Source organism: Enterobacter sp. MGH 16 (assembly GCF_000493175.1).
GTDB lineage: Bacteria > Pseudomonadota > Gammaproteobacteria > Enterobacterales > Enterobacteriaceae > Enterobacter > Enterobacter roggenkampii.
In genome coordinates this window covers 3535850-3561430 of record NZ_KI535695.1, presented here as the reverse complement: position 1 = coordinate 3561430, position 25581 = coordinate 3535850, and the positions used below count along the sequence as shown (strand labels likewise).

19 protein-coding genes are annotated in these 25581 nt (G+C 57.9%); 8 read left to right on the top strand and 11 right to left on the bottom strand.

What is annotated here, in order from left to right; translation table 11 throughout:
• Positions 1-36: 36 nt before the first annotated feature.
• Complete coding sequence (glpD, locus tag L362_RS06115) at positions 37-1545, bottom strand: glycerol-3-phosphate dehydrogenase (protein ID WP_021242183.1); 1509 nt, start codon at positions 1543-1545, stop codon at positions 37-39.
• A gap of 188 nt (positions 1546-1733) precedes the next feature.
• On the opposite strand from glpD, the gene glpE reads away from it, so the two are divergent.
• Genes glpE through L362_RS06130 form a run of 3 tightly spaced genes read left to right on the top strand, consistent with a single transcriptional unit; the run spans position 1734 to position 3719 of the window.
• Positions 1734-2066, top strand: a complete 333-nt coding sequence (gene glpE, locus L362_RS06120; protein ID WP_008503062.1) for a thiosulfate sulfurtransferase GlpE — start codon at positions 1734-1736, stop codon at positions 2064-2066.
• Positions 2067-2113: 47 nt separating this feature from the next.
• Entirely contained in the window at positions 2114-2944 is an 831-nt protein-coding gene (glpG, locus tag L362_RS06125) for a rhomboid family intramembrane serine protease GlpG (RefSeq protein ID WP_023345039.1), read from the top strand.
• 16 nt (positions 2945-2960) lie between these two features.
• Complete coding sequence (locus L362_RS06130) at positions 2961-3719, top strand: DeoR/GlpR family transcriptional regulator (protein ID WP_008503060.1); 759 nt, start codon at positions 2961-2963, stop codon at positions 3717-3719.
• 85 nt (positions 3720-3804) lie between these two features.
• On the opposite strand, the gene malT is transcribed toward L362_RS06130, so the two are convergent.
• A complete protein-coding gene (gene malT / locus L362_RS06135) occupies positions 3805-6510 on the bottom strand; it encodes an HTH-type transcriptional regulator MalT (RefSeq protein WP_008503059.1) in 2706 nt (901 codons plus the stop codon).
• Between the two features lie 588 nt (positions 6511-7098).
• Between malT and malP the strand changes: the two genes are divergently transcribed.
• Complete coding sequence (gene malP, locus L362_RS06140) at positions 7099-9492, top strand: maltodextrin phosphorylase (RefSeq protein WP_023345038.1); 2394 nt, start codon at positions 7099-7101, stop codon at positions 9490-9492.
• A 9-nt stretch (positions 9493-9501) separates the two neighbouring features.
• Positions 9502-11580 carry a 4-alpha-glucanotransferase gene (gene malQ / locus L362_RS06145; RefSeq protein ID WP_023345037.1) on the top strand — a complete coding sequence of 693 codons (2079 nt, stop codon included), beginning with the start codon at positions 9502-9504 and terminating at the stop codon, positions 11578-11580.
• A gap of 87 nt (positions 11581-11667) precedes the next feature.
• Here the strand turns inward: malQ and gntT are convergent, their stop codons facing one another.
• The 3 genes from gntT to gntX form a co-directional block, all read right to left on the bottom strand.
• Positions 11668-12984, bottom strand: a complete 1317-nt coding sequence (gene gntT / locus L362_RS06150) for a gluconate transporter (protein WP_013099097.1) — start codon at positions 12982-12984, stop codon at positions 11668-11670.
• A gap of 316 nt (positions 12985-13300) precedes the next feature.
• Positions 13301-13876: a Fe-S biogenesis protein NfuA gene (gene nfuA / locus L362_RS06155; RefSeq protein ID WP_008503055.1), complete on the bottom strand. Its 576-nt coding sequence runs from the start codon at positions 13874-13876 to the stop codon at positions 13301-13303.
• A 61-nt stretch (positions 13877-13937) separates the two neighbouring features.
• Positions 13938-14621 carry a DNA utilization protein GntX gene (gene gntX / locus L362_RS06160; protein ID WP_023345036.1) on the bottom strand — a complete coding sequence of 228 codons (684 nt, stop codon included), beginning with the start codon at positions 14619-14621 and terminating at the stop codon, positions 13938-13940.
• Positions 14622-14656: 35 nt separating this feature from the next.
• Between gntX and bioH the strand changes: the two genes are divergently transcribed.
• Positions 14657-15439, top strand: coding sequence for a pimeloyl-ACP methyl ester esterase BioH (gene bioH, locus L362_RS06165; protein WP_023345035.1), 783 nt, complete (start codon positions 14657-14659; stop codon positions 15437-15439).
• Here the strand turns inward: bioH and feoC are convergent.
• The 5 genes from feoC to greB all read right to left on the bottom strand — a co-directional run bounded on the left by feoC (position 15411) and on the right by greB (position 21451).
• Positions 15411-15650: a [Fe-S]-dependent transcriptional repressor FeoC gene (gene feoC / locus L362_RS06170; RefSeq protein ID WP_008503052.1), complete on the bottom strand. Its 240-nt coding sequence runs from the start codon at positions 15648-15650 to the stop codon at positions 15411-15413. The two genes, bioH and feoC, sit on opposite strands and share 29 nt — an antisense overlap.
• Before the next feature lie 12 nt (positions 15651-15662).
• Positions 15663-17981, bottom strand: coding sequence for a Fe(2+) transporter permease subunit FeoB (feoB, locus tag L362_RS06175; RefSeq protein WP_021242189.1), 2319 nt, complete (start codon positions 17979-17981; stop codon positions 15663-15665).
• Between the two features lie 30 nt (positions 17982-18011).
• Entirely contained in the window at positions 18012-18239 is a 228-nt protein-coding gene (gene feoA, locus L362_RS06180) for a ferrous iron transporter A (protein WP_008503050.1), read from the bottom strand.
• Between the two features lie 319 nt (positions 18240-18558).
• Complete coding sequence (locus L362_RS06185) at positions 18559-20889, bottom strand: Tex family protein (protein ID WP_023345034.1); 2331 nt, start codon at positions 20887-20889, stop codon at positions 18559-18561.
• Between the two features lie 88 nt (positions 20890-20977).
• Complete coding sequence (greB, locus tag L362_RS06190) at positions 20978-21451, bottom strand: transcription elongation factor GreB (RefSeq protein WP_008503048.1); 474 nt, start codon at positions 21449-21451, stop codon at positions 20978-20980.
• Between the two features lie 228 nt (positions 21452-21679).
• On the opposite strand from greB, the gene ompR reads away from it, so the two are divergent.
• Both ompR and envZ read left to right on the top strand, forming a co-directional pair.
• The gene (gene ompR, locus L362_RS06195) at positions 21680-22399 is read left to right on the top strand and encodes an osmolarity response regulator transcription factor OmpR (RefSeq protein ID WP_001157751.1); all 720 of its coding nucleotides are present in this window, start codon (positions 21680-21682) and stop codon (positions 22397-22399) included.
• Complete coding sequence (gene envZ, locus L362_RS06200; RefSeq protein WP_008503047.1) at positions 22396-23742, top strand: two-component system sensor histidine kinase EnvZ; 1347 nt, start codon at positions 22396-22398, stop codon at positions 23740-23742. Before ompR ends, envZ begins: the two co-directional genes overlap by 4 nt.
• Before the next feature lie 66 nt (positions 23743-23808).
• On the opposite strand, the gene pckA is transcribed toward envZ, so the two are convergent.
• Positions 23809-25428: a phosphoenolpyruvate carboxykinase (ATP) gene (pckA, locus tag L362_RS06205; protein WP_021242192.1), complete on the bottom strand. Its 1620-nt coding sequence runs from the start codon at positions 25426-25428 to the stop codon at positions 23809-23811.
• Positions 25429-25581 lie beyond the last annotated feature (153 nt).

Genomic DNA, 25581 nt, shown 5'->3' with positions numbered 1-25581 from the left:
CCCGGTAAGCGTAGCGCCACCGGGCGTTTTTTTGCATCAAGACGCCAGCGACAGCTCGCGTTTCGCCGCATGTTGCAGCAACCACTGCGCCACGCGAGACTGCTGTTCGGCGTTGAGCCACATCCCTTCTTTGGTACGGCGCCAGATAGCATCATCCAGACGACGCACCCACTCGTGCTCAACCAGATAACGCAGCTCGGCTTCGTACAGCTCGTGGCCGAAATGCTCGCCCAGATCGGCAATCTCTTTTGCATCACCCAGGATCAGCTCGGTATTGCTGCCGTAGGTGCGGGCATAGTGGCGCGCCATCCCTTCAGTGATGAACGGGAAGCGACGGCGCAGCTTCGCGGCGTAATCATCGCGGTTATCGCCGATATCACCGCCGGGCAGTACCGCGCCTTTGGTCCATGCCGGGCCAATGCCTTTATAGTACGGCGCCAGTTTTTCCAGCGCGTGCTCGGCCAGCTTGCGGTAGGTGGTGAGCTTACCGCCAAACACGGACAGCAGCGGCGCCTGGCCGTCTACGTCGTGAATATCGAGCGTATAGTCGCGGGTGATGGCCTGCGGTGAGTCAGACTCGTCATCGCACAGCGGACGCACGCCGGAGTAGGTCCAGACCACGTCGTCGCGCGACAGCTGTTTCTTAAAGTGCGCGTTATACACTTTGAGCAGGTAGTTCACTTCGCTCTCGTCGATCTCGACGTTCTTCGGATCGCCTTTGTACTCCACGTCGGTGGTACCGATGATCGAGAATTCGTCCATCCACGGGATCACAAACACGATGCGCTTGTCTTCGTTCTGCAGGATGTAAGCCTGCTTCTGGGTATGCACGCGCGGCACCACAATGTGGCTGCCCTTTATCAGGCGGATGCCGTACGGGGATGGCAGATGCATGCCGTCGTCAAAGAACTGCTTCACCCACGGGCCGGTGGCGTTCACCAGGCCGCGCGCTTTCCAGCTGAACTTCTCGCCGGTATCGATATCTTCCGCCTCGACAATCCACAGGCCGTTTTCACGACGGGCAGCGGTCGCGCGAGTGCGGGTTTTCACCTCGCCGCCTTTCTTCTCAACCATCTGCGCGTTCGCCAGCACCAGGCGGGCATCGTCTACCCAGCAGTCGGAATATTCGAATCCGCGCACGATTTCAGGCTTAAGGACCGATTCTGAGCCAAAACGCAAACCTTTCGACCCCGGGAGGCTGGTGCGTTTACCCAGATGATCGTACATAAACAGACCAATTCGGATCATCCACGCCGGACGCAGATGCGGGCGATGGGGCAGGCGGAAGCGCATCGGAATCGCCAGATGCGGGGCCATTTTCAGCAGCACTTCACGTTCGGCCAGCGCTTCGCTGACCAGGCGGAATTCGTAGTGTTCCAGGTAGCGCAGGCCACCGTGAATCAGTTTGGAGCTGGCGGACGACGTCGCGCAGGCGAGATCGTTAGCTTCCAGCATCAGTACGGATAAACCGCGTCCTGCGGCATCGACCGCAATACCGGCACCGTTGATGCCACCGCCTATCACAATCAGATCTTTGGTTTCCATAACACCCTCATGCACTTTCGTTAAAGCTCAGAAATGTTCGATATCGCTCATAATAGCAAAGGAACGCGCTTTTGGTAACATCAAAAAAACAATTTAGAGTGATATGGATAACATAATGGCGTTTACCCGCCGCCAGGACGTACACTACGGGGTAAAATCTTGTCGTTGACCACTGTTAAGAGAACACCATGGATCAGTTTGAATGTATTAACGTAGAAGAAGCCCACCAGAAGATGCACCAGGGAAAAGCGGTGCTGGTGGACATCCGCGATCCGCAGAGTTTTGCGATGGGCCATACGCCGGGCGCGTTTCATCTCACCAACGACACGCTGGGCGCGTTTATGCGCGATAACGACTTCGACACGCCGGTGATGGTCATGTGCTACCACGGCAACAGCAGCAAAGGCGCGGCGCAGTATCTGCTTCAGCAGGGTTACGACGCGGTTTACAGCGTCGACGGCGGTTTCGATGCCTGGCATCGTCATTTCCCGGCGGAAGTGGAATACGCGTTTGAGCGCTGATCCCGCTATACTGTCCCCTTTTGTGTGGAAATAAGCGACCGCTGCCCATGTTGATGATCACCTCTTTTACCAACCCGCGCGTCGCCCAGGCGTTTGTCGACTATATGGCGACGCAGGGCGTTATTCTTACTATTCAGCAACATACGCAGACCGACGTCTGGCTGGCCGATGAGAGCCAGGCCGGGCGGGTAAACGAGGAGCTGGCGCGTTTTCTTGAGAACCCTGGCGACCCGCGCTATCTCGCGGCCAGCTGGCAATCCGGCCAGACCGGCAGCGGATTGCACTACAGCCGCTTCCCCTTCCTCGCCACCCTTCGCGAGCGCGCGGGCCCGTTTACGCTGCTGCTGATGGCGGCCTGCATCATCGTCTTTATTATCATGAACGTGGTCGGCGACCAGAGCGTGATGATTGCCCTGGCGTGGCCCTATGATCCGTCGCTTGAGTTTGACGTATGGCGCTACTTTAGCCACGCGCTGATGCACTTCTCGGTGATGCATATCCTCTTTAACCTGCTCTGGTGGTGGTATCTCGGCGGTGCCGTTGAAAAGCGTCTGGGCAGCGGCAAGCTGATCGTTATCACCATCATCAGCGCCCTGTTGAGCGGCTACGTACAGCACAAGTTCAGCGGCCCGTGGTTCGGCGGGCTGTCGGGTGTCGTCTATGCCCTGATGGGCTACGTCTGGCTTCGCGGGGAGCGCGATCCGCAAAGCGGCATCTATCTGCAACGCGGATTGATAACCTTTGCGTTAATATGGCTAATTGCCGGATGGTTTGATCTGTTTGGTATGTCTATCGCCAACGGTGCGCACGTCGCCGGGCTGGCCGTGGGGCTGGCGATGGCCTTTGCCGACACGCTCCATGCGCGAAAACGAACATAATTCTCAGGGATAATTGATGAAACAAACACAACGTCATGACGCCATTATCGAACTGGTAAAAAAACAGGGATACGTCAGCACCGAAGAGCTGGTGGAGCAGTTTGCCGTCAGCCCACAAACCATCCGTCGTGACCTGAACGACCTGGCCGATCAGAACCGCATCCTTCGCCACCACGGCGGCGCGGCGCTGCCGTCCAGCTCGGTCAACACCTCCTGGCACGACCGAAAAGCGACGCAGACGGCGGAGAAAGAGCGCATTGCCCGCAAGGTCGCCAGCCAGATCCCGAACGGGGCGACGCTGTTTATTGATATCGGCACCACGCCGGAAGCGGTCGCCCATGCGCTGCTGGATCACGAGAACCTGCGCGTGGTCACCAACAACCTGAACGTCGCCAACACCCTGATGCAAAAAGACGATTTCCGCATCATCCTCGCGGGCGGCGAGCTACGCAGCCGCGACGGCGGGATTATCGGTGAAGCGACCCTCGACTTTATCTCTCAGTTCCGCCTCGACTTCGGCATTCTGGGCATCAGCGGCATCGACAGCGACGGTTCGCTGCTGGAGTTTGATTACCACGAGGTGCGCACCAAGCGCGCGATCATTGAAAACTCACGCCACGTGATGCTGGTGGTGGATCACTCGAAGTTTGGCCGTAACGCGATGGTGAACATGGGCAGCATCAGCATGGTGGATGCGGTCTATACCGACGTGATGCCGCCGGCGGGCGTGATGCAGGTAATTAAAGATAATAATTTGCAGCTGGAACTGTGCTAACGGTTGTGTCGGGTGGCGCTGCGCTTACCCGACCTACAAATTGTTTTCCCTCTCCCTGTGGGAGAGGGCATCAGACCGCACAAAACTAAACGCCGTACCCCATCATCTTCAACAGCTGCTGCGCATGCTGCACCGCATCCTGTCGATGCGCCACGCCCAGCTTCTGGTACAGGTTGCGGATATGCGTTTTGATGGTGGTCGCCGCCACCGCCAGCTCGCCGGCAATCTGCTCGTTGCTGTAGCCTGAATAGATCAGCCCCAGAACCTGCCATTCGCGCTGGGTAAGCGGACTGGTGCGGATAAGCTCCGGCACTTCAGGGTGGTTTAGCAGACGTTCAACGAAGTTCTCATCGAAATGCGCAAACTTGTGGCGATGATGCTGGTTAATCTCGCGCAGAATACGCTGGGCGCGATGCTGATCCAGCTCCGGCAGCGTGTTGAGCTGAATAAGCTGACGCAGCTGCTGGGCCATCACTTCCCCTTCAATCACAAAGTGGCTGATAAACCCGGTGCGGTTTGCCAGCTGTAGCGCCTCCAGCAGCACGCGCTGGGCATCGTTTTTACGGCCCGCCTGCCAGTAGAGCTGATTTTGCAGCAGCAGGTTGCGGTTCAGGTCGCTCATCAGGCGCAGGCTGCGCGCGTTCTCGTTCAGCTCTTCCAGCACAATCTCTGCGGGCTCTAATTCACCGAGCAGGATCTGCGCGCGGGCAATGTTGCGCCACTGGCTCTGCAGGAAGTGGTTGTTGGCAAATTCCGGTTTTGGCGTCTGACGCAGCCAGTTGGCGGCGGATTTTTTATCGCCGGTCATCTGCCAGTAAATCACCCGGACCTTGTCGGCGTTTGACACCCAGTCGCTATGATACTGGCCGTTGCCGAGCAGGTTTTCCAGGCGGTTAAGATGGTTGCGGGCGTTATCGAGATCGCCGCGCGCCAGCGAGCACTGCACCAGCAGCGCCAGGCACTGCAGCTGCTGCTGAGGCTGGAAACTGGAAAGAACATCCACACCCTGGCGGGCGCAGCTTTCTGCTTCATCCAGACGCGACCATGCCCACAGTAATTGAGCGCGAATACGCAGCAGGAACTCGTGCATCGGCAGCTGTTCCAGATGCTGCTCGCGAATCAGCTGGAACGCTTTCTCCTGGTTTTCCCAGGCGGCCTGCAGGAACCCCTGCGCGAATAAAATCTCGCTCTGCTGGATCAGGCTCCACAGCGCGTAGTGCCAGACATCATGACGACGCGCCATCTGTTCGGTTTGCTGCATCAGTGAAAGCGAGCGCGTGAGATCGCCTTTGCAGTGCAGCACTTCGCCGTGTACGGAGGTCGCCACGATGCGGCTGTAGAAGTTGGCCAGCGGCAGTTCATCCAGCGCGACCATTGCCAGCCGTTCCGCTTCGTCCGGGTCGCCGTCGTTAATGGCCACCTGAGCGCGCAGCGCGTTGAACTCGCCGTGCAGGGTGGTATCCATCTCGCTTTCCATCTCCTGCTCGGCGCGCGCCAGCAGGGTGTTCACTTCGCTGTAGCGATGCTGGCTCTGCATCAGCCAGGCCTGCAGCAGCACCAGACGCGGATTCTCCAGCAGGCTTTCCCACGGCAGGGCTTTGAGGGACTCTTCCAGCAGGGTCAGCTCGCTGTGGTTAAACAGGCCCCACGCGTGATTGAGGAGGATATCGCGCAGCATGCTGGCATCCCCGGCGGCGAGCGCGTGGTGGATGGCCTCGCTCGGGAAGCCCTGTGCCATCCAGCTTTCGGCAGCGGCGCGGTGGATCTCCGGCAGTTCAACCGCCAGCTCCCACTGACAGCGCTGGCGCAGGAAGCTACCAAACAGCGGATGATAGCTAAACCACTCGCCGGGATCGTCCATGCGCGTCAGGAAAAGGCCCTGACGTTCAATCTCTTCGAGCTGAAGCTGACCGTTTTCACAGCCCGTTACCCGCACGATCAGCGCATCGTTCATGGAGCGCAGCAGCGAGCTTTTCAGCAGGAAATTACGCGTCGAGGGATCGACGCTGTCCAGCACCTCATCCACCAGGTAATCAGAGAGGTGGCTGGCGTTGATGCCGGCCAGACGGCGCGCTGACTGGTGCGCCGGACTGTTGTTTTGCCGGGCAGAGAGGGCAATCAGCTGCAGCGCCGTTGCCCAGCCTGCGACGTCATCACACAGACGGCTGCTTTCGGCGGCCTCAATCGGTGAGTTCAGGCGGCAGTCGAAGAACTGTTTCGCTTCCTGGTGGGTAAAAGCAAGCTGTTGGCTACCCACTTCCAGAAGCTGATCGCGCACGCGCAGGTTGGCAATACCCAACTGCGGCAGGTTGCGTGACAGCACCACTAACGTCAGGTTTTCCGGCTGATGGCGCAGGAAGAAACGCATCGATTCATGAATCACCGGGTTAGTGATGAGATGGTAATCATCAATCACCACGTAAAGCGGGCGATGCCATTCAGCCAGTTCGATAAACAGCTGAGAGAAAAGGGAGGACAGGCTGGCGTACTGGCGCTTTTGCACCATCACCTCACTGGCGACGCAGTGTCCATGGGTGGCTTGCTGTATGGCGGCAATCAGATAGCTGGCAAAACGTTCTTGCTGGTTATCGCCCTCATCAAGGGAGTACCAGCCAAGATCGCTCTTACCTGCGGCCCATTGCGAGATGAGCGTTGTTTTTCCATAACCTGCAGGGCTCGTAACCAGCGCCAGTCGGAAATTATGCGCGCCGGAAAGTTTAGCCAACAGACGCTCGCGGACCACTGTATGGTCAAGACGAACCGGGCGACTTAATTTAGACGGAATCAACATAGGTTTCACTTCACTGTGGGGAACGAGAGATTTTATTTTTTTTGCGCTTCGTAATTAATACGATATAAGGTCGGTCAGAAAAAGAACTATTGCAAGTTATGTCTGGTTTTGGTGGCTCTGAATTTGCACTCTGTCACAAAACATTCAGGCAGATGATGGAACTTTCTGGAAAGGGCTTTAATGCCGCGTCAATGCTGGCTTGTATGGTTGTGCTGCGGCTGCGCTGAAACTGGTTTCAGGAAGGGATAGTGACGTCAAATTTAATAAAGGGTGGGTAAAGTTCAGCGAGAATAATACCTTTCCTGGTCATGACATCCTGTTGCAAAAATATTATTCCAGGTAAGTAATTATTTCGGCAGGGTTTAATTTCATCCGAAACTGCATTTCATTTCTTTGACATTCTCCTCGGTTACTTTTTTATCTTCCGGGCACACTCGAACTATGCTCTGAGAGTGGCCTTGATCACACTTTTCTGCTCATCCCCGCTACTCCTCCCTGTCTAATCCCCTACGGGAGGAGGAAGAGGTGAAATGAGCCAGGCACACTAGCGCCAACTTGTGTTTTCTTTCTAAAGGATGCCGATCCCCTATGTCACAGCCTACCTTCAACAAAGCTCAATTCCAGGCTGCCCTGACGCGTCAGTGGCAGCGTTTTGGCCTTCATGCTGCTAACGAGATGACGCCTCACCAGTGGTGGCAGGCAGTGAGCGGTGCGCTCGCAGAGCAGCTGGATGCTCAACCTCTGGCAAAACCGGCAAACGGGCAGCGCCATGTAAACTACATTTCAATGGAGTTCCTGATTGGCCGTCTGACGGGCAACAACCTGTTGAACCTCGGCTGGTATCAGGAGGTTGGTGACGTTCTTAAAGAACACGACATTAACCTGACCGATCTGCTGGAAGAAGAGATTGACCCGGCGTTGGGCAACGGTGGCCTGGGTCGTCTGGCGGCCTGTTTCCTGGATTCCATGGCGACCGTCGGCCAGTCGGCGATTGGTTACGGTCTGAACTACCAGTACGGCCTGTTCCGTCAGTCCTTCGCTGACGGCCATCAGATGGAAGCGCCGGACGACTGGCATCGCAATACCTACCCGTGGTTCCGCCATAACGCGCAGCTGGACGTGCAGGTTGGCATTGGCGGGAAAGTGACGAAACAAGGTCTCTGGGAGCCTGCGTTCACCATTACCGGCGAAGCCTGGGATCTGCCGGTGCTTGGCTACCGTAACGGCGTGGCGCAGCCGCTGCGTCTGTGGCAGGCGAAGCACGCCCATCCGTTTAACCTGACCAAATTTAACGACGGCGATTTCCTGCGTGCCGAGCAGCAGGGCATCGACGCCGAGAAGCTGACCAAAGTTCTCTACCCGAACGACAACCACCTGGTCGGTAAAAAGCTGCGCCTGATGCAGCAGTACTTCCAGTGCGCCTGCTCCGTGGCGGACATTCTGCGTCGCCATCACCTGGCGGGCCGCAAGCTGGCGCAGCTGCCGGACTTCGAAGTCATTCAGCTCAACGACACGCACCCGACCATTGCCATCCCGGAACTGCTGCGCGTGCTGATTGACGAGCATCAGCTGAGCTGGGACGACGCCTGGGCCATCACCAGCCGTACCTTTGCCTACACCAACCACACCCTGATGCCGGAAGCGCTTGAGTGCTGGGATGAGAAGCTGGTGAAAGCGCTGCTGCCGCGCCACATGCAGATCATCAACAAGATTAACGACCAGTTTAAAACCCTGGTGGATAAAACCTGGCCGGGCAACAAAGCGGTCTGGGCGAAGCTGGCGGTGGTTCACGATAAGCAGGTACGCATGGCGAACATGTGCGTAGTGAGCGGCTTTGCGGTGAACGGCGTGGCGGCGCTGCACTCGGATCTGGTGGTCAAAGATCTGTTCCCGGAATACCACCAGCTGTGGCCGACCAAATTCCACAACGTGACCAACGGCATTACGCCGCGTCGCTGGATCAAGCAGTGCAACCCGCTGCTGGCTGGCCTGCTGGACAAGACCCTGAAGAAAGAGTGGGCGAACGATCTGGACCAGCTCATCAACCTGGAAAAATACGCTGACGACGCGAAATTCCGCGAACAGTACCGCGCGATTAAGCTGGAGAACAAAGTTCGCCTGGCGGCGTTCGTGAAAGCGCGCACCGGGATTGAGATCAACCCGAATGCGATTTTCGATATCCAGATCAAACGCCTGCACGAGTACAAACGTCAGCACCTGAACCTGCTGCACATTCTGGCGCTGTACAAAGAGATCCGCGAGAACCCGCAGGCTGACCGCGTGCCGCGCGTGTTCCTGTTCGGCGCGAAGGCGGCGCCGGGCTACTACCTGGCGAAAAACATTATCCTCGCCATCAATAAAGTGGCGGAGGCGATCAACAGCGATCCGAACGTGGGCGACAAGCTGAAGGTGGTATTCCTGCCGGATTACTGCGTCTCGGCGGCTGAAATGCTGATCCCGGCGGCGGATATCTCCGAGCAGATCTCAACCGCAGGAAAAGAAGCCTCCGGTACCGGCAACATGAAGCTGGCGCTGAACGGCGCGCTGACCGTCGGCACGCTGGACGGGGCGAACGTCGAAATCGCCGAGAAGGTGGGCGAAGAGAATATCTTTATCTTCGGCCACACCGTGGAAGAGGTGAAAGCCATCAAGGCCAAAGGCTACGACCCGGTGAAATGGCGTAAGAAAGACAAAGTGCTGGACGCGGTGCTGAAGGAGCTGGAGAGCGGCAAATACAGCGACGGCGACAAGCACGCGTTTGACCAGATGCTGCACAGCATGGACAAACACGGCGGTGACCCGTATCTGGTGATGGCGGACTTCACGGCCTACGTTGAAGCGCAAAAACAGGTCGACGTGCTGTATCGCGACCAGGAAGCGTGGACCCGCGCGTGCATCCTGAACACCGCGCGCTGCGGCATGTTCAGCTCTGACCGCTCAATCCGTGATTATCAGGCCCGTATCTGGCAGGCAAAACGCTAAGGAAGCGCGATGGAGAGTAAACGTCTGGACAGTGCCGCGCAGGCGGCGGGAATTAGCCTCAGTTACATTAATGCTCACGGCAAACCACAGTCTATTGGCGCCGACACCAAAAGACGTTTGCTGGATGCCATGCACAAAACCGACGCGAAAGCGTCGGCTGCGCCGGTACCGAACGTGAAGGTATTCACCGCAGGTAAAAAGATGCCGCTCGCGGTGGAAGGGCGCGGCGAGTTTAGCTGGCTGCTCACGACCGAAGAGGGGCATCAGCACAAAGGCCACGCCACCGGCGGCAAAACCCTTAACCTTCCGGCGAAGCTGCCGGAGGGCTACCACACCCTGACGCTCACCCAGGACGATCGGCGTTTCCACTGCCGGGTGATCGTCGCGCCAAAACGCTGCTACGAGCCGCAGGCGCTGCTCGAAGGGAAAAAGCTGTGGGGCGCCTGCGTGCAGCTCTATACGCTGCGCTCCGACAGCAACTGGGGGATCGGTGATTTTGGCGATCTGAAGAACATGCTGGCATCCGTGGGCGAGCGCGGCGGCGCGTTTATCGGCCTCAACCCGATCCACGCCCTCTATCCGGCCAACCCGGAGAGCGCCAGCCCGTACAGCCCGTCCTCCCGTCGCTGGCTGAACGTGATTTATATCGACGTTAACGCCTTAGATGATTTCAAAAACAGCCAGGAGGCGCAGGCCTGGTGGAAACTCAGTACCACGCAGCAGGCGCTGAAGCAGGCGCGCGAAGCCGACTGGGTGGATTACTCCACCGTCACGGCGCTGAAAATGGCCGCGCTGCGCCTGGCGTGGAAAGGCTTTTCGCAGCGCGATGACGAGCAGATGGCGGCGTTCCGCCAGTTCGTGACGCAGGAGGGCGAGAGCCTGTACTGGCAGGCGGCGTTCGATGCGCTGCACGCGTATCAGGTGAAAGAGGACGAAATGCGCTGGGGCTGGCCGGTCTGGCCTGAAGCGTATCAATCCGTCGACACGCCGGAAGTGAAAGCGTTCTGTAAAAAATATGCTGATGAAGTGGACTTCTACCTGTGGCTGCAGTGGCTGGCGTACAGCCAGTTTGCCGCCTGCTGGCAGGTGAGCCAGGGCTATAAAATGCCGATTGGCCTGTACCGCGATCTGGCCGTCGGCGTGGCGGAAGGCGGTGCGGAAACCTGGTGTGACCGCGAGCTTTACTGTCTGAAAGCCTCCGTCGGCGCGCCGCCGGATATCCTGGGCCCGCTCGGCCAGAACTGGGGCTTGCCGCCGATGGATCCGCACGTGATGGCGGCGCGCGCCTACGAGCCGTTTATCGACCTGCTGCGCGCCAACATGCAGAACTGCGGGGCGCTGCGTATCGACCACGTGATGTCCGTGCTGCGCCTGTGGTGGATCCCGTACGGTGAAACGGCGGATCACGGGGCATACGTGCAGTTTCCGGTTGACGATCTGCTGTCGATCCTGGCCCTGGAAAGCAAGCGTCACCAGTGCATGGTGATCGGTGAAGATCTCGGTACCGTGCCGGTGGAGATTGTCAGCAAGCTCCGCGACAGCGGCGTCTACTCCTATAAAGTGCTCTATTTTGAAAACGACCATGAGAAAACCTTCCGCGCGCCGCAAGCGTACCCTGAACAGTCAATGGCAGTCGCGACGACGCATGACCTTCCTACGCTTCGTGGCTATTGGGAAAGCGGCGATCTGACCCTTGGCAAAACGCTGGGCCTGTATCCTGACGAAGAGGTGTTACGCGGTCTTTATCAGGATCGCGAGCTCTCCAAACAGGGGCTGCTGGATGCGCTGCATAAGCATGGCTGTCTGCCGAAGCGCGCCGGGCATAAAGCGTCGCTGATGGCGATGACTGCGACACTCAACCGCGGTTTGCAGCGCTATATTGCCGACAGCAATAGCGCCCTGCTGGGCCTGCAGCCGGAAGACTGGATTGATATGGCGGAGCCGGTGAACATTCCGGGTACCAGCTATCAGTACAAGAACTGGCGTCGTAAGCTGTCCACCACGCTTGAGGCGATGTTTGCCGATGACGGGGTGAACAGGCTGATCAAGGATTTGGATAAGCGGCGAAAAGCTGCTGGTAAGAAGTAATAAAAAACCCGCCAGTGGCGGGTTTTTTATTATCAGGTGGTGCTCATGTAGGTCGGGTAAGGCGTAGCCGCCACCCGACTTAGGGCATCAGACCACCATATTCAGCAGCAGCACCCCGACCAGACCGCACACCGAAATAATGGTTTCCAGCGCGGACCAGGACTTGATGGTTTCACCGATCGTCAGGTTGAAGTACTCCTTGAACAGCCAGAAGCCCGGATCGTTTACGTGAGAGAAAATCACGCTACCGGAACCGACGGCGATAACCATCAGCTCAGGGCTCACGCCCGTGGTGGCAATCAGCGGCGCAACGATGCCGCCTGCGGTGATCGCTGCAACGGTCGCAGAACCCAGCGCAATACGCAGAACCGCGGCAATAGACCAGGCCATCAGGAGCGGCGACACGTTGGTTTCATGCATCATGGCAGCGATGTATTTGTCCACGCCGCTGTCGACCAGAACCTGTTTGAACGCACCGCCACCGCCGATGATCAGCAGCATCATGGCAATGATTTTGATGGAAGAGGTCAGCGTGTCGTTGATCTGATCCATGGAGCGGCCGCGGTTCAGACCGAAAGTGAACATCGCGATCAGCACGGCAATCAGCGTTGCCATCACCGGGTCACCCAGGAATTCTGCAACGGACAGGAACGCATGACCTTTCGGCAGAACCATCTCTGCCACGGCGCGCATCGCCATCAGGATCACCGGTACCAGAGAGGTCCAGACGCTGACGCCAAAGCCAGGCATCTCTTCTTCGGTGAAGGTTTTGGCGCTGTACAGACCTTCCGGAATCGGCTTATCAATGCCTTTCAGGAAGCGGGCATAAACCGGGCCTGCCAGAATCACCGTTGGGATCGCCAGAATCGTACCGAACAGCAGGGTTTTACCCATGTCGGCGTGGAAGATGGTCGCGATAGCGGTTGGACCCGGGTGCGGCGGCAGGAAGCCGTGGGTCACGGACAGCGCCGCGGCCATTGGCACACCGACATACAGCAGCGGGATGCTCGCGGCAGCCGCAATGGTGAACACCAGCGGCAGCATCAGCACGAAGCCCACTTCATAGAACAGCGCGAAACCAACGGTAAAGCCGGTTAACACCACTGCCCACTGAATGTTCTTCTTACCAAATTTGTCGATAAGCGTGGTAGCAATACGCTGCGCGCCACCGCAGTCCGCCAGCATTTTACCGAGCATGGCGCCGAAGCCCATGATCAGCGCCAGGCTGCCGAGCGTGCCGCCGACACCGGCTTTAATCGAGCTGATAACTTTAACCAGCGGCATCCCCTGCATCAGACCGACTGCAAGTGCCACCAGAACCAGAGCGATAAATCCGTTCATTTTGAAGCGGATCATCAAGAGCAGTAATAACACAACACCGATAGCAACGATGACTAATGGCATGATTTACCTGGCCTTTGAATTGTTATGGGTAACGTCATTGTTTCAACGACAAATTCCGGTTGTCCCAACTGGGAACAGAGAAGTAACGGCACTAATACTGATGCCTTTTAAACGATTAAGTTTAGTCGGCTGTTATGAGTGTGCTTAGTGCCCATGGGAATGATACGGGTAACATGGCGTGATTGAGAATCACCCTGGAAGGCAAAATGTGAATTATGAGACGCAGGTCAACATATAGAGGGGAGCGAAGAGGGGGAGCAGGGTTTTGTAGGCCCGGTAAGCGCAGCGCCACCGGGCAATACAGACGGGCAATGAATCAGTAGTAAGAGTGCTCGCCGCGCTGGTGTTCGGTCAGGTCACGCACGCCTTTCAGTTCCGGGAACTCGTTCAGCAGCTGCTTCTCGATCCCTTCTTTCAGGGTGACATCGACCATTGAACAGCCGTTACAGCCGCCGCCAAACTGCAGAATGGCAAAACCTTCGTCGGTGATTTCCATCAGGGAAACACGACCGCCATGGCCAGCCAGCTGCGGGTTAATCTGGGATTGCAGCAGATACTCAACGCGCTCCATCAGCGGGGCATCGTCAGACACTTTACGCATTTTCGCGTTCGGTGCTTTCAGGGTCAGCTGAGAACCCAGCTGATCGGTGACGAAGTCGATCTCCGCATCTTCAAGATACGGTGCGCTCAGCTCATCAACATAGGCGGTGAGCTGTTCAAATTTAAGGGCAGTGTCGGTGGCTTCCACGGCGTCCGGAGGACAATAAGAAACACCACATTCTGCATTCGGCGTGCCTGGATTGATCACAAACACACGGATCTGCGTCCCTTCTTCCTGATTTGCCAGCAGTTTGGCAAAGTGCGCTTGTGCAGAATCGGAAATACGGATCATAGCTTTGGCCTAATAGTTGACTAAATTACCTGGGTATAATCATACGCCCATTGAAGAAGGGCTACAAGGTACGGCACAGACACCATACCTGAACCGACGCGGCGCCGCTTTGCAAAAGCAGTCGGGAAAGTTCAGCAACGGTACTGCCTGTGGTGACGACATCATCCACAATCGCGATATGGAGACCGTCGACCGGCAATTCAAGGCGAAAGGCATTTTTGAGGTTTCTTTTGCGAAGCCGGGCGCTGAGCTGATGCTGGATGGCGGTGGCATGAACACGCGTCAGCGCGCGGGCATCATACTGACAGCCAAGCCACCGGGCGAGGGGACGGCAGATCAGGTCGCTCTGATTGTAACCGCGTCGCCAGTGGCGGCGTCGGTAGAGGGGGACATTCACCAACCTATCGATTTTCGGCAATGCGCGGTGGCGCCGCGCCTGCAAAACCGCCAGCAGTAGCAGTCGCGCAAGGGGCTGTGCCAGGGAACTTTGACCGGAAAACTTCAGCGCGTGAATCAGCCTGCTCAGCGGCGGAACATAATCATCCACCGCCACCAGCGCGCTCCATGGCGGGGATTTTTTCAGGCACCGGCCACAGGGCAAAGAGGGATTTGTGGCCGGTAAACCACATTGTGGACAGATCCCGATACGCCATTGCAGCGATCGCGTACAGACGGAGCAGATGCCCCACCTGCTGAGTGCCAGCGGCATTCGGCATAGCCAGCACAACCCAGGTACTGTTAGCATGTGCAACCTCCATGTGAAAAAGAGAACAGTAACTGATGAAGACGCTGTGGTGGCAGACCGTCGGAACGGGAAATTGCCATCTTGTGCTGCTGCACGGATGGGGACTAAATGCTGAGGTGTGGCGTTGCGTAAGCGAGGAACTTGCCTCGCAATTTACGCTGCATCTGGTGGATTTGCCGGGTTATGGCCGCAGCCGCGGCTTTGGCGCGATGTCGCTTGATGAGATGGCGCAGCAGGTTCTGGACGCCGCGCCGCAAAACGCTGTCTGGCTGGGCTGGAGCCTGGGCGGGCTAGTGGCAAGCAAGATTGCGCTGGATAACCCCGGGCGCGTGAGCGCGCTGGTTACCGTTGCCTCGTCACCCTGCTTTAGCGCGCAGGACGCGTGGCCGGGGATCAAGCCTGAAGTGCTGGCAGGGTTCCAGCAGCAGCTAAGCGACGATTTCCAGCGGACGGTGGAGCGTTTTCTCGCGCTGCAGACGATGGGTACAGAAACCGCGCGTCAGGACGCGCGCACGCTGAAGCAGACCGTGCTGTCGCTGCCGATGCCTGACGTTGAGGTGCTTAACGGGGGGCTTGAGATACTCAAGACGATCGATCTGCGTGAACCGCTGGCGTCGCTGACGGTCCCGCACCTGCGTATGTATGGCTATCTGGACGGGCTGGTTCCGCGTAAGGTGGTTCCACTGCTGGATAACCTGTGGCCGGAGAGCCAATCAATGGTGGTCGCTAAAGCGGCACACGCGCCATTTATTTCACATCCTGGCGAGTTTTGTTCGGCGCTGTCCGCCTTTATTCGCGCAGTGCCCACCACTCCCTGAGGCAGGCTTTTCCTTCCGGGCAATGTTTACAGCTGCCGGACAGACAACCGTCCGGCTCTTCCTGAATCCGCACCGCTTTCCCCATGGCTTCCAGTCTTTCCAGCATGGCGTCGATCATCGGCTGCGGCGTATGCAGGCTGAGGCTCAGCTGTTTCGCCTCCATTCGCCCCTGCAGTGCCAGCAGGTCACGAACCTGAATCAACGATGCCATGGGGTGTGCTCCTTAGTGACAGTCGCCTGCCGGGCTGTTGCAGCAGGTCGCCGCGGTTTTACGGTTTGCCAGCAGGTCGATGTCGACGCGGCTGCGTGCCCGCCGCAGCAGGCCGAGAACGATCACGTTAAACAGCACAACCGCGAGAATGCAGACCAGGCTGTAGCGCGGGTGCTGGCTGAAATTGACGGTTTGATAAAACAGCGTCGCCAGCGAATACGCGATGTTTAATCCCCACAGGATGGAGAAGCCCATCCAGCCGCGGCTGGACTCGCGGGCAATCGCCCCCATCACGGAGATGCATGGAATATAGAGCAGAACGAAGATGAGGTAGCTGTAGGCCGCGGACGCGCTGCCAAACTTCTCGCCCATCACGCCCATGGCACCGGTCGCCATCTCGCCGTCGCCTTTGCTCGCCTCAATCGGGTTCGCCAGCACGCTCAGGCTGAAGGTGTCCTTCAGGCTTTGCCAGGTTTCCTCTACGGCACCCAGCAGTTCGTCACCGAGGTGAAACTCCGCCGGGTTAAATTCCTGCTCCTGAATGTTCTCGGCGGTGTAGAGCGTGTTCAGGGTACCGACAACCACCTCTTTTGCCATCGCGCCGGTAAATAGCCCGACGGTTGCCTGCCAGTTATCCTCATGCACGCCAATCGGTTTGAAGACCGGCGTGATGACGCGGCTGACGGAGGCGAGGGCAGAGTCGTTAATGTTATCCGCTGCCTGTCCACTCAGGGTAAAGCTGTTCAGGGCGCTCAGGAAAACGCTGACGATGACAATCACCTTACCGGCGCGCAGGACGAAGCCTTTCAGACGCTGCCAGGTCTGGATCGCCAGGCTTTTCAGATGGGGGACGTGGTACACCGGCAGCTCCATCACGAACGGCGACGCTTCACCGCGCATGATGGTGTGTTTCAGCATTAAGCCGGTCAGGATCGCCATCACGATGCCCAGCACGTACAGCGAGAAGACCGCCAGCGCGCCCTGCTGGCCAAAGAAGGCTGCCGCAAAGACCGCAAAGATCGCCAGACGGGCACCGCAGGACATAAACGGCGCCATCATAATGGTCATCAGACGCTCGCGCGGTGCATCCAGCGTGCGTGCGCCCATCACCGACGGCACGTTACAGCCGAAGCCGACGATCAGCGGGACGAAGGATTTGCCCGGCAGGCCCAGCGCCTGCATCAGACGATCCATCACGAACGCCGCGCGCGCCATGTAGCCGGAATCTTCCAGGAACGAGAGGAACAGGTACATCATGCCGATCTGCGGCACCAGCGGCAGAACGGTATTGATACCGCCGCCGATCCCCTGCGCGAGGAAGATGGTGAGCCATTCCGGGAAGTGCAGGGTGTAGCCCACCCACTGAATGCCGTGCACGAAGACCGCGACGGAACCGGCGTCAAAAATCGGCTGCAGCGCGCCACCGATGTTAATGGCGAGCAGGAACATCACGTACATCACCAGCAGGAAGATGGGCAAACCGAGGAAGCGGTTGAGCACAATCTTATCCACCGCCGCCGTAAAGCGGCTGGGTTCTGCCGTCAGCGCGTTACTGACCACGTCGCAGATCGAGGCGATAGCCTGGTAACGGGCATCGGCGATGTGCAGCGCCGGGTCGTCCAGCTCGTCGCTAAGACGGGCCACCGTCACGTCCAGCTTATCGGCCGCATGACCGGCATAAGCGCGGCTGTAGATATCCCCTTCCAGCATCTGCAGGCCAAGCCACAGGCGCTGTTTCGCAGGCATGGCTTTGTCCATCTCCTGCGCCAGCACGTTGGCTTCGCGCAGGAGAGGCTGGGCGTAATGCACCAGCTCAACGTCGCGGTTTCCCGCGTGGCGGTCAATGGCCAGCTTCAGGGCGTCGATACCGCGAGCGCGGGTCGAGACCAGCGGAACCACCGGACAGCCCAGGCGCGCGGAGAGCGCATCAACGTCGATGCGTAGCTTTTGTTTCTCTGCGATGTCGAGCATGTTGAGCGCCACGATGCAGGGGATACCCAGCTCCAGCAGCTGCAGCGTCAGATAGAGGTTACGCTCGAGGTTTGAGGCATCGACCACGTTGATCAGCAGATCCGCGTCGCCGCCAAGAATGTAGTGACAGGCGATTTGCTCATCGAGCGAAGTTTGCGACGAAATGGTGGTTAAGGAGTAGGTGCCGGGAAGGTCAACCAGCGTCACCTGGTTGTCTGTCGTCGTGAACTGGCCCTCTTTACGTTCAACCGTTACGCCCGCCCAGTTGCCCACGCGCTGGCGAGCCCCGGTCAGCTGGTTAAAAAGCGTAGTCTTGCCGGAATTAGGATTGCCAATTAAGCCAATAGTTAACTTTTTCATTTTTCTGGACTCACTGAAACCGCTGGCTTGTTATCGGGATAAGGCTTCGACTTCTATTAACGCGAGGTCTTTTTTACGCAGGACCAGATTCACGCGTCGGGTTTCGATATGAACCGGATCGCCTAACGGCGCCACGCGTACGACCTGGAATGACGAGCCGGGCAGCATGCCAAGCGACAGCAGCTTTTGCCGATAGGCCGGGCTAATTTCGCGGGTAAAACCGGTAATCTTCCATGCACTGTCTGGAGTGAATTGCATAACGCCTGATTCCACGAATGGTTAAATTATCTACTATGCGATGATAATGAGAATAGTTTTTATCAGCAATATTAAAACTGTGACGGAATGTTGTTTACGGTATTAATTTACGGCCTGTTTGACCTTGCTCAATATTTGCTGAAATGCCGGGAAAACGAAAAGAGAGGTATTTGTTAACGGGGTGATAATTCGCGGTTTAAATATGGCTACACGCTATTTATTTTAATTCCCTGCGACCTGCTTGCCGGGCGGCACTGCGTTTGCCCGGCCTACAAAACCGTAGGCCCGGTAAGCGTAGCGCCACCGGGCATGTACAACCTTAGCGTTTTTTACCCATCGCGGCCGCCAGCGCATCCATCATCGCGCTGTTGCCTGCAGGCTGGGCGTCACGTCCACGCGGCTTCGCGGCTTTCGCGGCCGGACGCTGCGGCTCGCGGCCCCCGCCGTTGCCGCCGCGGCGCGCGCTGGTGTCACCCGGCTGCTCGTCCAGACGCATGGTCAGGGCGATACGCTTGCGCTGCAGATCCACTTCCAGCACTTTGACCTTCACGATGTCGCCCGCTTTGACCACGGTGTGCGGGTCTTCAACGAACTTGTCGGCAAGGGATGAGATATGGACCAGGCCATCCTGATGCACGCCGATATCCACAAACGCGCCAAAGTTGGTGACGTTGGTCACCGCACCTTCCAGCACCATCCCTGGCAGCAGGTCGTTCATGGTCTCGATACCGTCAGCAAAGGTCGCTGTTTTGAACTCAGGACGCGGATCGCGGCCCGGTTTTTCCAGCTCTTTAATAATGTCGGTAACGGTTGGCACACCAAATTTGTCGTCAGTGAAATCAACGGCTTTCAGGTTGCGCAGGGCGCTGCTGTCGCCCATGAGATCCTTCAGTGCCTGCTGGGTGGCGGCCAGGATGCGTTCCACCACCGGGTACGCTTCCGGGTGAACGGTGGAGGCATCGAGCGGGTTATCGCCGTGGTTGATGCGCAGGAAGCCCGCGCACTGCTCAAACGCTTTTGGCCCCAGACGGCTTACCTTCAGCAGCTGCTGACGGTTCTGGAACTGGCCGTTCTCATCGCGCCAGGCGACGATGTTTTGCGCCATCATGCGGGTTAAGCCCGCTACGCGGGTCAGCAGAGGGACGGAGGCGGTGTTCAGGTCAACGCCAACGGCGTTTACGCAGTCTTCCACCACCGCATCCAGCTTGCGCGCCAGCTGAGTCTGGCTCACGTCATGCTGATACTGGCCCACGCCGATCGATTTCGGGTCGATCTTCACCAGTTCCGCCAGCGGATCCTGCAGGCGGCGAGCGATCGAGACCGCACCGCGCAGGGAAACGTCCAGGTCCGGGAACTCCTGGGCCGCCAGCTCGGACGCGGAATAGACGGACGCCCCGGCCTCGCTGACGATCACTTTCTGCGCCGTCACTTTCGGGAACTGCTTCTGCACGTCGAGGTAGAAACGTTCGGTTTCGCGGGACGCCGTACCGTTGCCGATGGCGACAAGTTCGACGTTGTATTTTTCGCACAGCGCCGCCACCACGACGGCCGCTTTCGCTGCCTGGCCGGTGTGCGGATAGATGGTATCGGTAGCGACCAGCTTGCCGGTGCCGTCAACGACAGCGACTTTTACACCGGTACGCAGACCCGGATCGAGACCCATGGTCGCGCGCAGGCCAGCAGGGGCGGCCATCAGCAGGTCGTGCAGGTTGCGGGCGAACACGTTAATCGCTTCATCTTCGGCGCGTTCGCGCACGGTGCCCATCAGCTCGGTTTCGAGGTGCATCAGCACCTTGATGCGCCAGGTCCAGCTCACCACGCCTTTGCGCCAGCTGTCAGCCGGGGCGTTGTTCAGGCGCAGGCCGAGATGGTCGATGATGATCTGCTCGCAGTGGCTCTCTTTCGGCGGCTCGTCAAACTGCGGGTCGGCGTTCAGGGAGAGCTGCAGCACGCCTTCGTTGCGGCCGCGGAACATTGCCAGCGCGCGGTGGGAAGGGGTGGTGGAAATCGGTTCGTGGTGATCGAAGTAGTCGCGGAATTTCGCGCCTTCTTCCTCTTTACCCGCGACGACGGTAGAGACGATGTGGGCGTTCTTCCACAGATAATCACGCACTTTAGCGAGGAGGGCGGCATCTTCCGCGAAGCGCTCCATCAGAATGTAGCGCGCGCCGTCGAGGGCGGCCTTGGTGTCCGCTACGCCTTTGTCGGCGTCGATGAATTTCGCCGCTTCGGTATCCGGATCGTGGGACGGCTCGTTCCACAACAGGTCGGCCAGCGGCTCAAGACCCGCTTCAATTGCAATCTGTCCGCGCGTGCGGCGCTTCGGCTTGTACGGCAGATAGAGGTCTTCGAGTTCGGTTTTGCTCAGGGTGCCATTGATGGCGCTTTCCAGTTCGCTGGTCAGCTTGCCCTGTTCGCCGATGGATTTGAGGATCGCCTGACGACGTTCTTCCAGTTCGCGCAGATAACCCAGACGGGTCTCCAGGTTACGCAGCTGCGTGTCATCCAGACCGCCGGTGACTTCCTTACGATAGCGTGCAATAAACGGCACGGTGTTCCCTTCATCAAGCAGGCGAACGGCAGCTTCTACCTGTTCGGCTCTGGCCTGAAGTTCACCCGCAATAATGCGGCAGAGCGAATCTTTCATCATGGCTTTATCATCTGTTGAGTCGAAAAAATCAGGGGATAGTTATACGGGCTGACACGGCAAAATGCCAGCCGGGGAGGGCGCTCTCGGACTATTTTACGTAGACGATCTCATTAACGTACCAGCTGGCTTCACCGGCTGGGGTTTGCACGACGGCCAGATCGCCCACTTCCTTTTTCAGCAGCGCGCGGGCCATCGGGGAGTCGATGGAGATGTAATCCTTACGACCAAAAATTTCATCGTAGCCGACGATGCGAAAACGCAGGGTGTCACCGTCGTCGTTTTCAATCTCCACCCACGCGCCGAAGAAGACTTTGCCCTCCTGCTGCGGGGAGTAATCGACGATTTTCAGGTTCTCAAGGCACTTCGTCAGATAGCGTACACGGCGGTCAATTTCGCGCAGCCGCTTCTTGTTGTACTGGTAGTCAGCGTTTTCGCTGCGATCGCCCAGGCTCGCGGCCCAGGTCACCTTTTTGGTCACCTCAGGACGCTCTTCGCGCCAGAGGAAATCCATCTCTTTTTTGAGCTTCTCGTACCCTTCGCGGGTGATCAGGGGCGTTTTCATGGTGCTGCCTTTGCTGCCGGTTCTCTGTTTTGCGCACAATACGTACCACACAGTGTAACAGACAGGATTAATAATAATTTATGTGGTGAAATGAAAAGATAAGCTGCTGTTAAATATGCTTTGTAACAATTTCGACTAGAATTTATACCAGAATTAACTGGTCGAATACGTGCACTTTTTTAGAATACGCTGTTACAAAGACTATCCGAACCTTTGGGAGTACACACAATGCAAGAAAACTATAAAATTCTGGTCGTGGATGACGACATGCGCCTGCGTGCGCTGCTGGAGCGTTATCTGACCGAGCAGGGCTTCCAGGTTCGCAGCGTCGCGAACGCTGAGCAAATGGATCGTCTGTTGACCCGTGAATCTTTCCATCTGATGGTTCTCGACCTGATGCTGCCAGGCGAAGACGGGCTCTCTATCTGCCGCCGTCTGCGCAGCCAGAGCAACCCGATGCCGATCATTATGGTAACGGCGAAGGGCGAAGAAGTTGACCGTATCGTGGGCCTCGAAATCGGCGCCGACGACTACATTCCAAAACCGTTTAACCCGCGTGAACTGCTGGCGCGCATTCGCGCCGTGCTGCGCCGTCAGGCGAACGAGCTGCCGGGCGCACCGTCGCAGGAAGAAGCCGTTATTGCCTTCGGCAAGTTCAAGCTGAACCTCGGCACGCGCGAAATGTTCCGTGAAGACGAGCCAATGCCGCTCACCAGCGGCGAGTTCGCGGTGCTGAAAGCGCTGGTTAGCCACCCGCGTGAGCCGCTCTCCCGCGACAAGCTGATGAACCTGGCGCGTGGTCGCGAATACTCCGCAATGGAACGCTCTATCGACGTGCAGATCTCCCGTCTGCGCCGCATGGTGGAAGAAGATCCGGCGCATCCTCGTTATATTCAGACCGTATGGGGTCTGGGCTACGTGTTCGTTCCGGACGGCTCTAAAGCATGAGGCGAATGCGCTTCTCGCCGCGAAGCTCGTTTGCCCGCACCCTGTTACTGATCGTCACCCTGCTGTTCGTCAGCCTGGTGACGACCTACCTGGTGGTGCTGAACTTTGCGATCCTGCCGAGCCTCCAGCAGTTTAATAAGGTCCTGGCCTACGAAGTGCGTATGCTGATGACCGATAAGCTGCAGCTGGAGGACGGCACGCAGCTGGTTGTTCCCCCGGCGTTTCGTCGTGAAATCTACCGAGAACTGGGCATCTCGCTCTACTCGAATGAAGCGGCGGAAGACGCGGGTCTGCGCTGGGCGCAACACTACGAATTTCTCAGCCAGCAGATGGCGCAGCAGCTGGGTGGCCCGACGGAAGTGCGCGTCGAGGTCAACAAAAGCTCGCCCGTTGTTTGGCTGAAAACCTGGCTGTCACCCAACATCTGGGTGCGCGTCCCGCTGACCGAAATCCATCAGGGCGATTTCTCGCCGCTGTTCCGCTATACCCTGGCGATTATGCTGCTGGCGATAGGCGGAGCCTGGCTGTTTATCCGAATACAAAACCGACCGCTGGTCGACCTGGAGCACGCTGCGCTGCAGGTCGGTAAAGGCATTATTCCTCCTCCGCTGCGCGAGTATGGCGCCTCGGAAGTCCGCTCGGTGACGCGTGCGTTTAACCATATGGCGGCAGGCGTGAAGCAGCTGGCGGATGACCGTACGCTGCTGATGGCGGGGGTGAGCCATGACCTGCGCACCCCCCTGACGCGTATTCGTCTGGCGACGGAGATGATGGGGGAAGAGGATGGTTACCTTGCCGAGTCCATTAACAAGGACATCGAAGAGTGCAACGCCATCATCGAGCAGTTCATCGACTACCTGCGCACCGGCCAGGAGATGCCGATGGAAATGGCGGACCTGAACGCGGTGCTGGGTGAAGTGGTGGCGGCAGAAAGCGGCTACGAGCGTGAAATTGATACTGACCTTCAGGCCGGTGAAATTCAGGTTCGTATGCACCCGCTCTCCATTAAGCGCGCGGTGGCGAACATGGTGGTCAACGCGGCGCGCTACGGTAACGGCTGGATCAAAGTCAGCAGCGGGTCTGAGCTCAACCGCGCCTGGTTCCAGGTGGAAGACGACGGTCCGGGCATCAAGCCCGAGCAGCGTAAGCATCTGTTCCAGCCGTTTGTGCGCGGCGACAGCGCACGCAGCACCAGCGGTACGGGCTTAGGCCTGGCGATTGTGCAGCGTATTGTGGATAACCATAACGGGTTGCTGGAGATTGGTACCAGCGAGCGGGGCGGGTTGAGCATTCGCGCCTGGTTGCCGGTTCCGGTCACGCGGGGGCAGGTGAAAGAGAGTTGAAAAAAGGGTGGCACGAGCCACCCTTTTTTGTAGGTCGGGTAAGGCGAAGCCGCCACCCGACATGGACTACAGTTTTGGACCCGCGCTCACCAGCGCAGCACCCGCCGGGGTATCGGTATACTTCTCGAAGTTCTCGATAAACAGCTTCGCCAGCGATTCCGCTTTCTCGCGCCACTGTTCAGGCGAACCGTACGTATTGCGCGGGTCGAGGATATGCGTATCCACACCCGGCAGCGACGTTGGGATCGCCAGGTCAAACATTGGCAGCGTGAAGGTTTCGGCGTCGTCAAGAGAACCATCCAGAATGGCGTCGATAATGGCGCGGGTATCTTTGATGGAGATACGTTTGCCGGTACCGTTCCAGCCGGTGTTCACCAGGTATGCCTGCGCGCCGGATGCCTGCATGCGTTTCACCAGCACTTCAGCGTACTGCGTCGGGTGCAGCGACAGGAAGGCTGCGCCGAAGCAGGCGGAGAAGGTTGGGGTTGGCTCCGTCACGCCGCGCTCGGTACCCGCCAGCTTGGCGGTGAAACCGGAGAGGAAGTGGTACTGCGTCTGGCTGGCCGTCAGGCGAGACACCGGCGGCAACACGCCGAACGCATCCGCCGTCAGGAAAATGACCTTCGTGGCATGACCCGCTTTTGACACCGGCTTCACGATGTTGTCGATGTGGTAGATCGGATAAGAGACGCGGGTGTTTTCCGTTTTCGACGCATCGTCGAAGTCGATGGAGCCGTCGGCACGCACGGTGACGTTTTCCAGCAGCGCATCGCGACGGATCGCGTGGAAGATATCCGGCTCGGCCTCTTCAGACAGGCGAATGGTCTTCGCGTAGCAGCCGCCTTCAAAGTTGAATACGCCGTCGTCATCCCAGCCGTGTTCGTCATCACCAATCAGACGACGTTTTGGATCGGTAGACAGGGTGGTTTTCCCGGTGCCGGACAGGCCGAAGAAGACCGCCACGTCGCCTTTTTCACCGACGTTAGCCGAGCAGTGCATGGAGGCAATGCCCCGCAGCGGCAGCAGGTAGTTCATGACCGAGAACATCCCTTTCTTCATTTCGCCGCCATACCAGGTACCGCCGATCAGCTGGATACGCTCGGTCAGGTTGAAGGCAACAAAGTTTTCGGAGTTCAGACCCTGCTCTTTCCACTGTGGGTTGGTGCATTTCGCGCCGTTCATCACGATGAAATCAGGGGTGAAGTCCTGCAGCTCTTCGTCGGTTGGACGAATAAACATGTTTTTCACGAAATGCGCCTGCCAGGCCACTTCGGTGATAAAACGTACGGAGAGACGGGTGTCGGCGTTAGCGCCGCAGAAAGCGTCGACAATAAACAAACGCTTGCCGGAAAGTTGATGTGTGACGAGCCCTTTCAGGTGCTGCCAGGTTTCCGGAGAGAGCGGTTTGTTGTCGTTCTTCCCTTTGCCCTTGTCAGCCCACCACAGCGTATCGCGGGTGGTTTCGTCTCGGACGATATACTTATCTTTCGGCGAACGACCGGTAAAAATACCGGTATCGACGGCGATAGCACCAAGATTCGTCAACACACCGCGCTCGTATCCTTCCAGTGCTGGATTGAGCTCTTCCTGATACAGCGTATCGTAGTCGGGGTTGTAGACGACTTCCTGGACGTCGTGAATACCATAAGCCTTGAGATCTTGCGGGGTTAAACCAGTAACACGCATATCACTGCTCCTTAGCCAATATGTACTGCCTGAAATTGTAGGGTTTTTCTGAGGTTGTTTACCGCGACGGGGCTCATAGATTCACGCATCTGGACAAAACCCTTACTAACGGAAAACGCTGCGACTCCAGTCACAGCGCAGGCGGATTATCGC

Bases quoted from the DNA above. Each gene is read 5' to 3' on its own strand.
- malQ (WP_023345037.1), top strand. From the start codon at position 9,502: ATGGAGAGTAAACGTCTGGACAGTGCCGCGCAGGCGGCGGGAATTAGC.
- feoA (WP_008503050.1), bottom strand. From the start codon at position 18,239: ATGCAATTCACTCCAGACAGTGCATGGAAGATTACCGGTTTTACCCGC.
- glpD (WP_021242183.1), bottom strand. From the start codon at position 1,545: ATGGAAACCAAAGATCTGATTGTGATAGGCGGTGGCATCAACGGTGCC.
- L362_RS06130 (WP_008503060.1), top strand. From the start codon at position 2,961: ATGAAACAAACACAACGTCATGACGCCATTATCGAACTGGTAAAAAAA.
- feoC (WP_008503052.1), bottom strand. From the start codon at position 15,650: ATGGCATCGTTGATTCAGGTTCGTGACCTGCTGGCACTGCAGGGGCGA.
- malT (WP_008503059.1), bottom strand. From the start codon at position 6,510: ATGTTGATTCCGTCTAAATTAAGTCGCCCGGTTCGTCTTGACCATACA.
- envZ (WP_008503047.1), top strand. From the start codon at position 22,396: ATGAGGCGAATGCGCTTCTCGCCGCGAAGCTCGTTTGCCCGCACCCTG.
- feoB (WP_021242189.1), bottom strand. From the start codon at position 17,981: ATGAAAAAGTTAACTATTGGCTTAATTGGCAATCCTAATTCCGGCAAG.
- nfuA (WP_008503055.1), bottom strand. From the start codon at position 13,876: ATGATCCGTATTTCCGATTCTGCACAAGCGCACTTTGCCAAACTGCTG.
- greB (WP_008503048.1), bottom strand. From the start codon at position 21,451: ATGAAAACGCCCCTGATCACCCGCGAAGGGTACGAGAAGCTCAAAAAA.
- pckA (WP_021242192.1), bottom strand. From the start codon at position 25,428: ATGCGTGTTACTGGTTTAACCCCGCAAGATCTCAAGGCTTATGGTATT.
- bioH (WP_023345035.1), top strand. From the start codon at position 14,657: ATGAAGACGCTGTGGTGGCAGACCGTCGGAACGGGAAATTGCCATCTT.
- ompR (WP_001157751.1), top strand. From the start codon at position 21,680: ATGCAAGAAAACTATAAAATTCTGGTCGTGGATGACGACATGCGCCTG.
- gntX (WP_023345036.1), bottom strand. From the start codon at position 14,621: ATGCTAACAGTACCTGGGTTGTGCTGGCTATGCCGAATGCCGCTGGCA.
- gntT (WP_013099097.1), bottom strand. From the start codon at position 12,984: ATGCCATTAGTCATCGTTGCTATCGGTGTTGTGTTATTACTGCTCTTG.
- malP (WP_023345038.1), top strand. From the start codon at position 7,099: ATGTCACAGCCTACCTTCAACAAAGCTCAATTCCAGGCTGCCCTGACG.
- glpG (WP_023345039.1), top strand. From the start codon at position 2,114: ATGTTGATGATCACCTCTTTTACCAACCCGCGCGTCGCCCAGGCGTTT.
- L362_RS06185 (WP_023345034.1), bottom strand. From the start codon at position 20,889: ATGATGAAAGATTCGCTCTGCCGCATTATTGCGGGTGAACTTCAGGCC.
- glpE (WP_008503062.1), top strand. From the start codon at position 1,734: ATGGATCAGTTTGAATGTATTAACGTAGAAGAAGCCCACCAGAAGATG.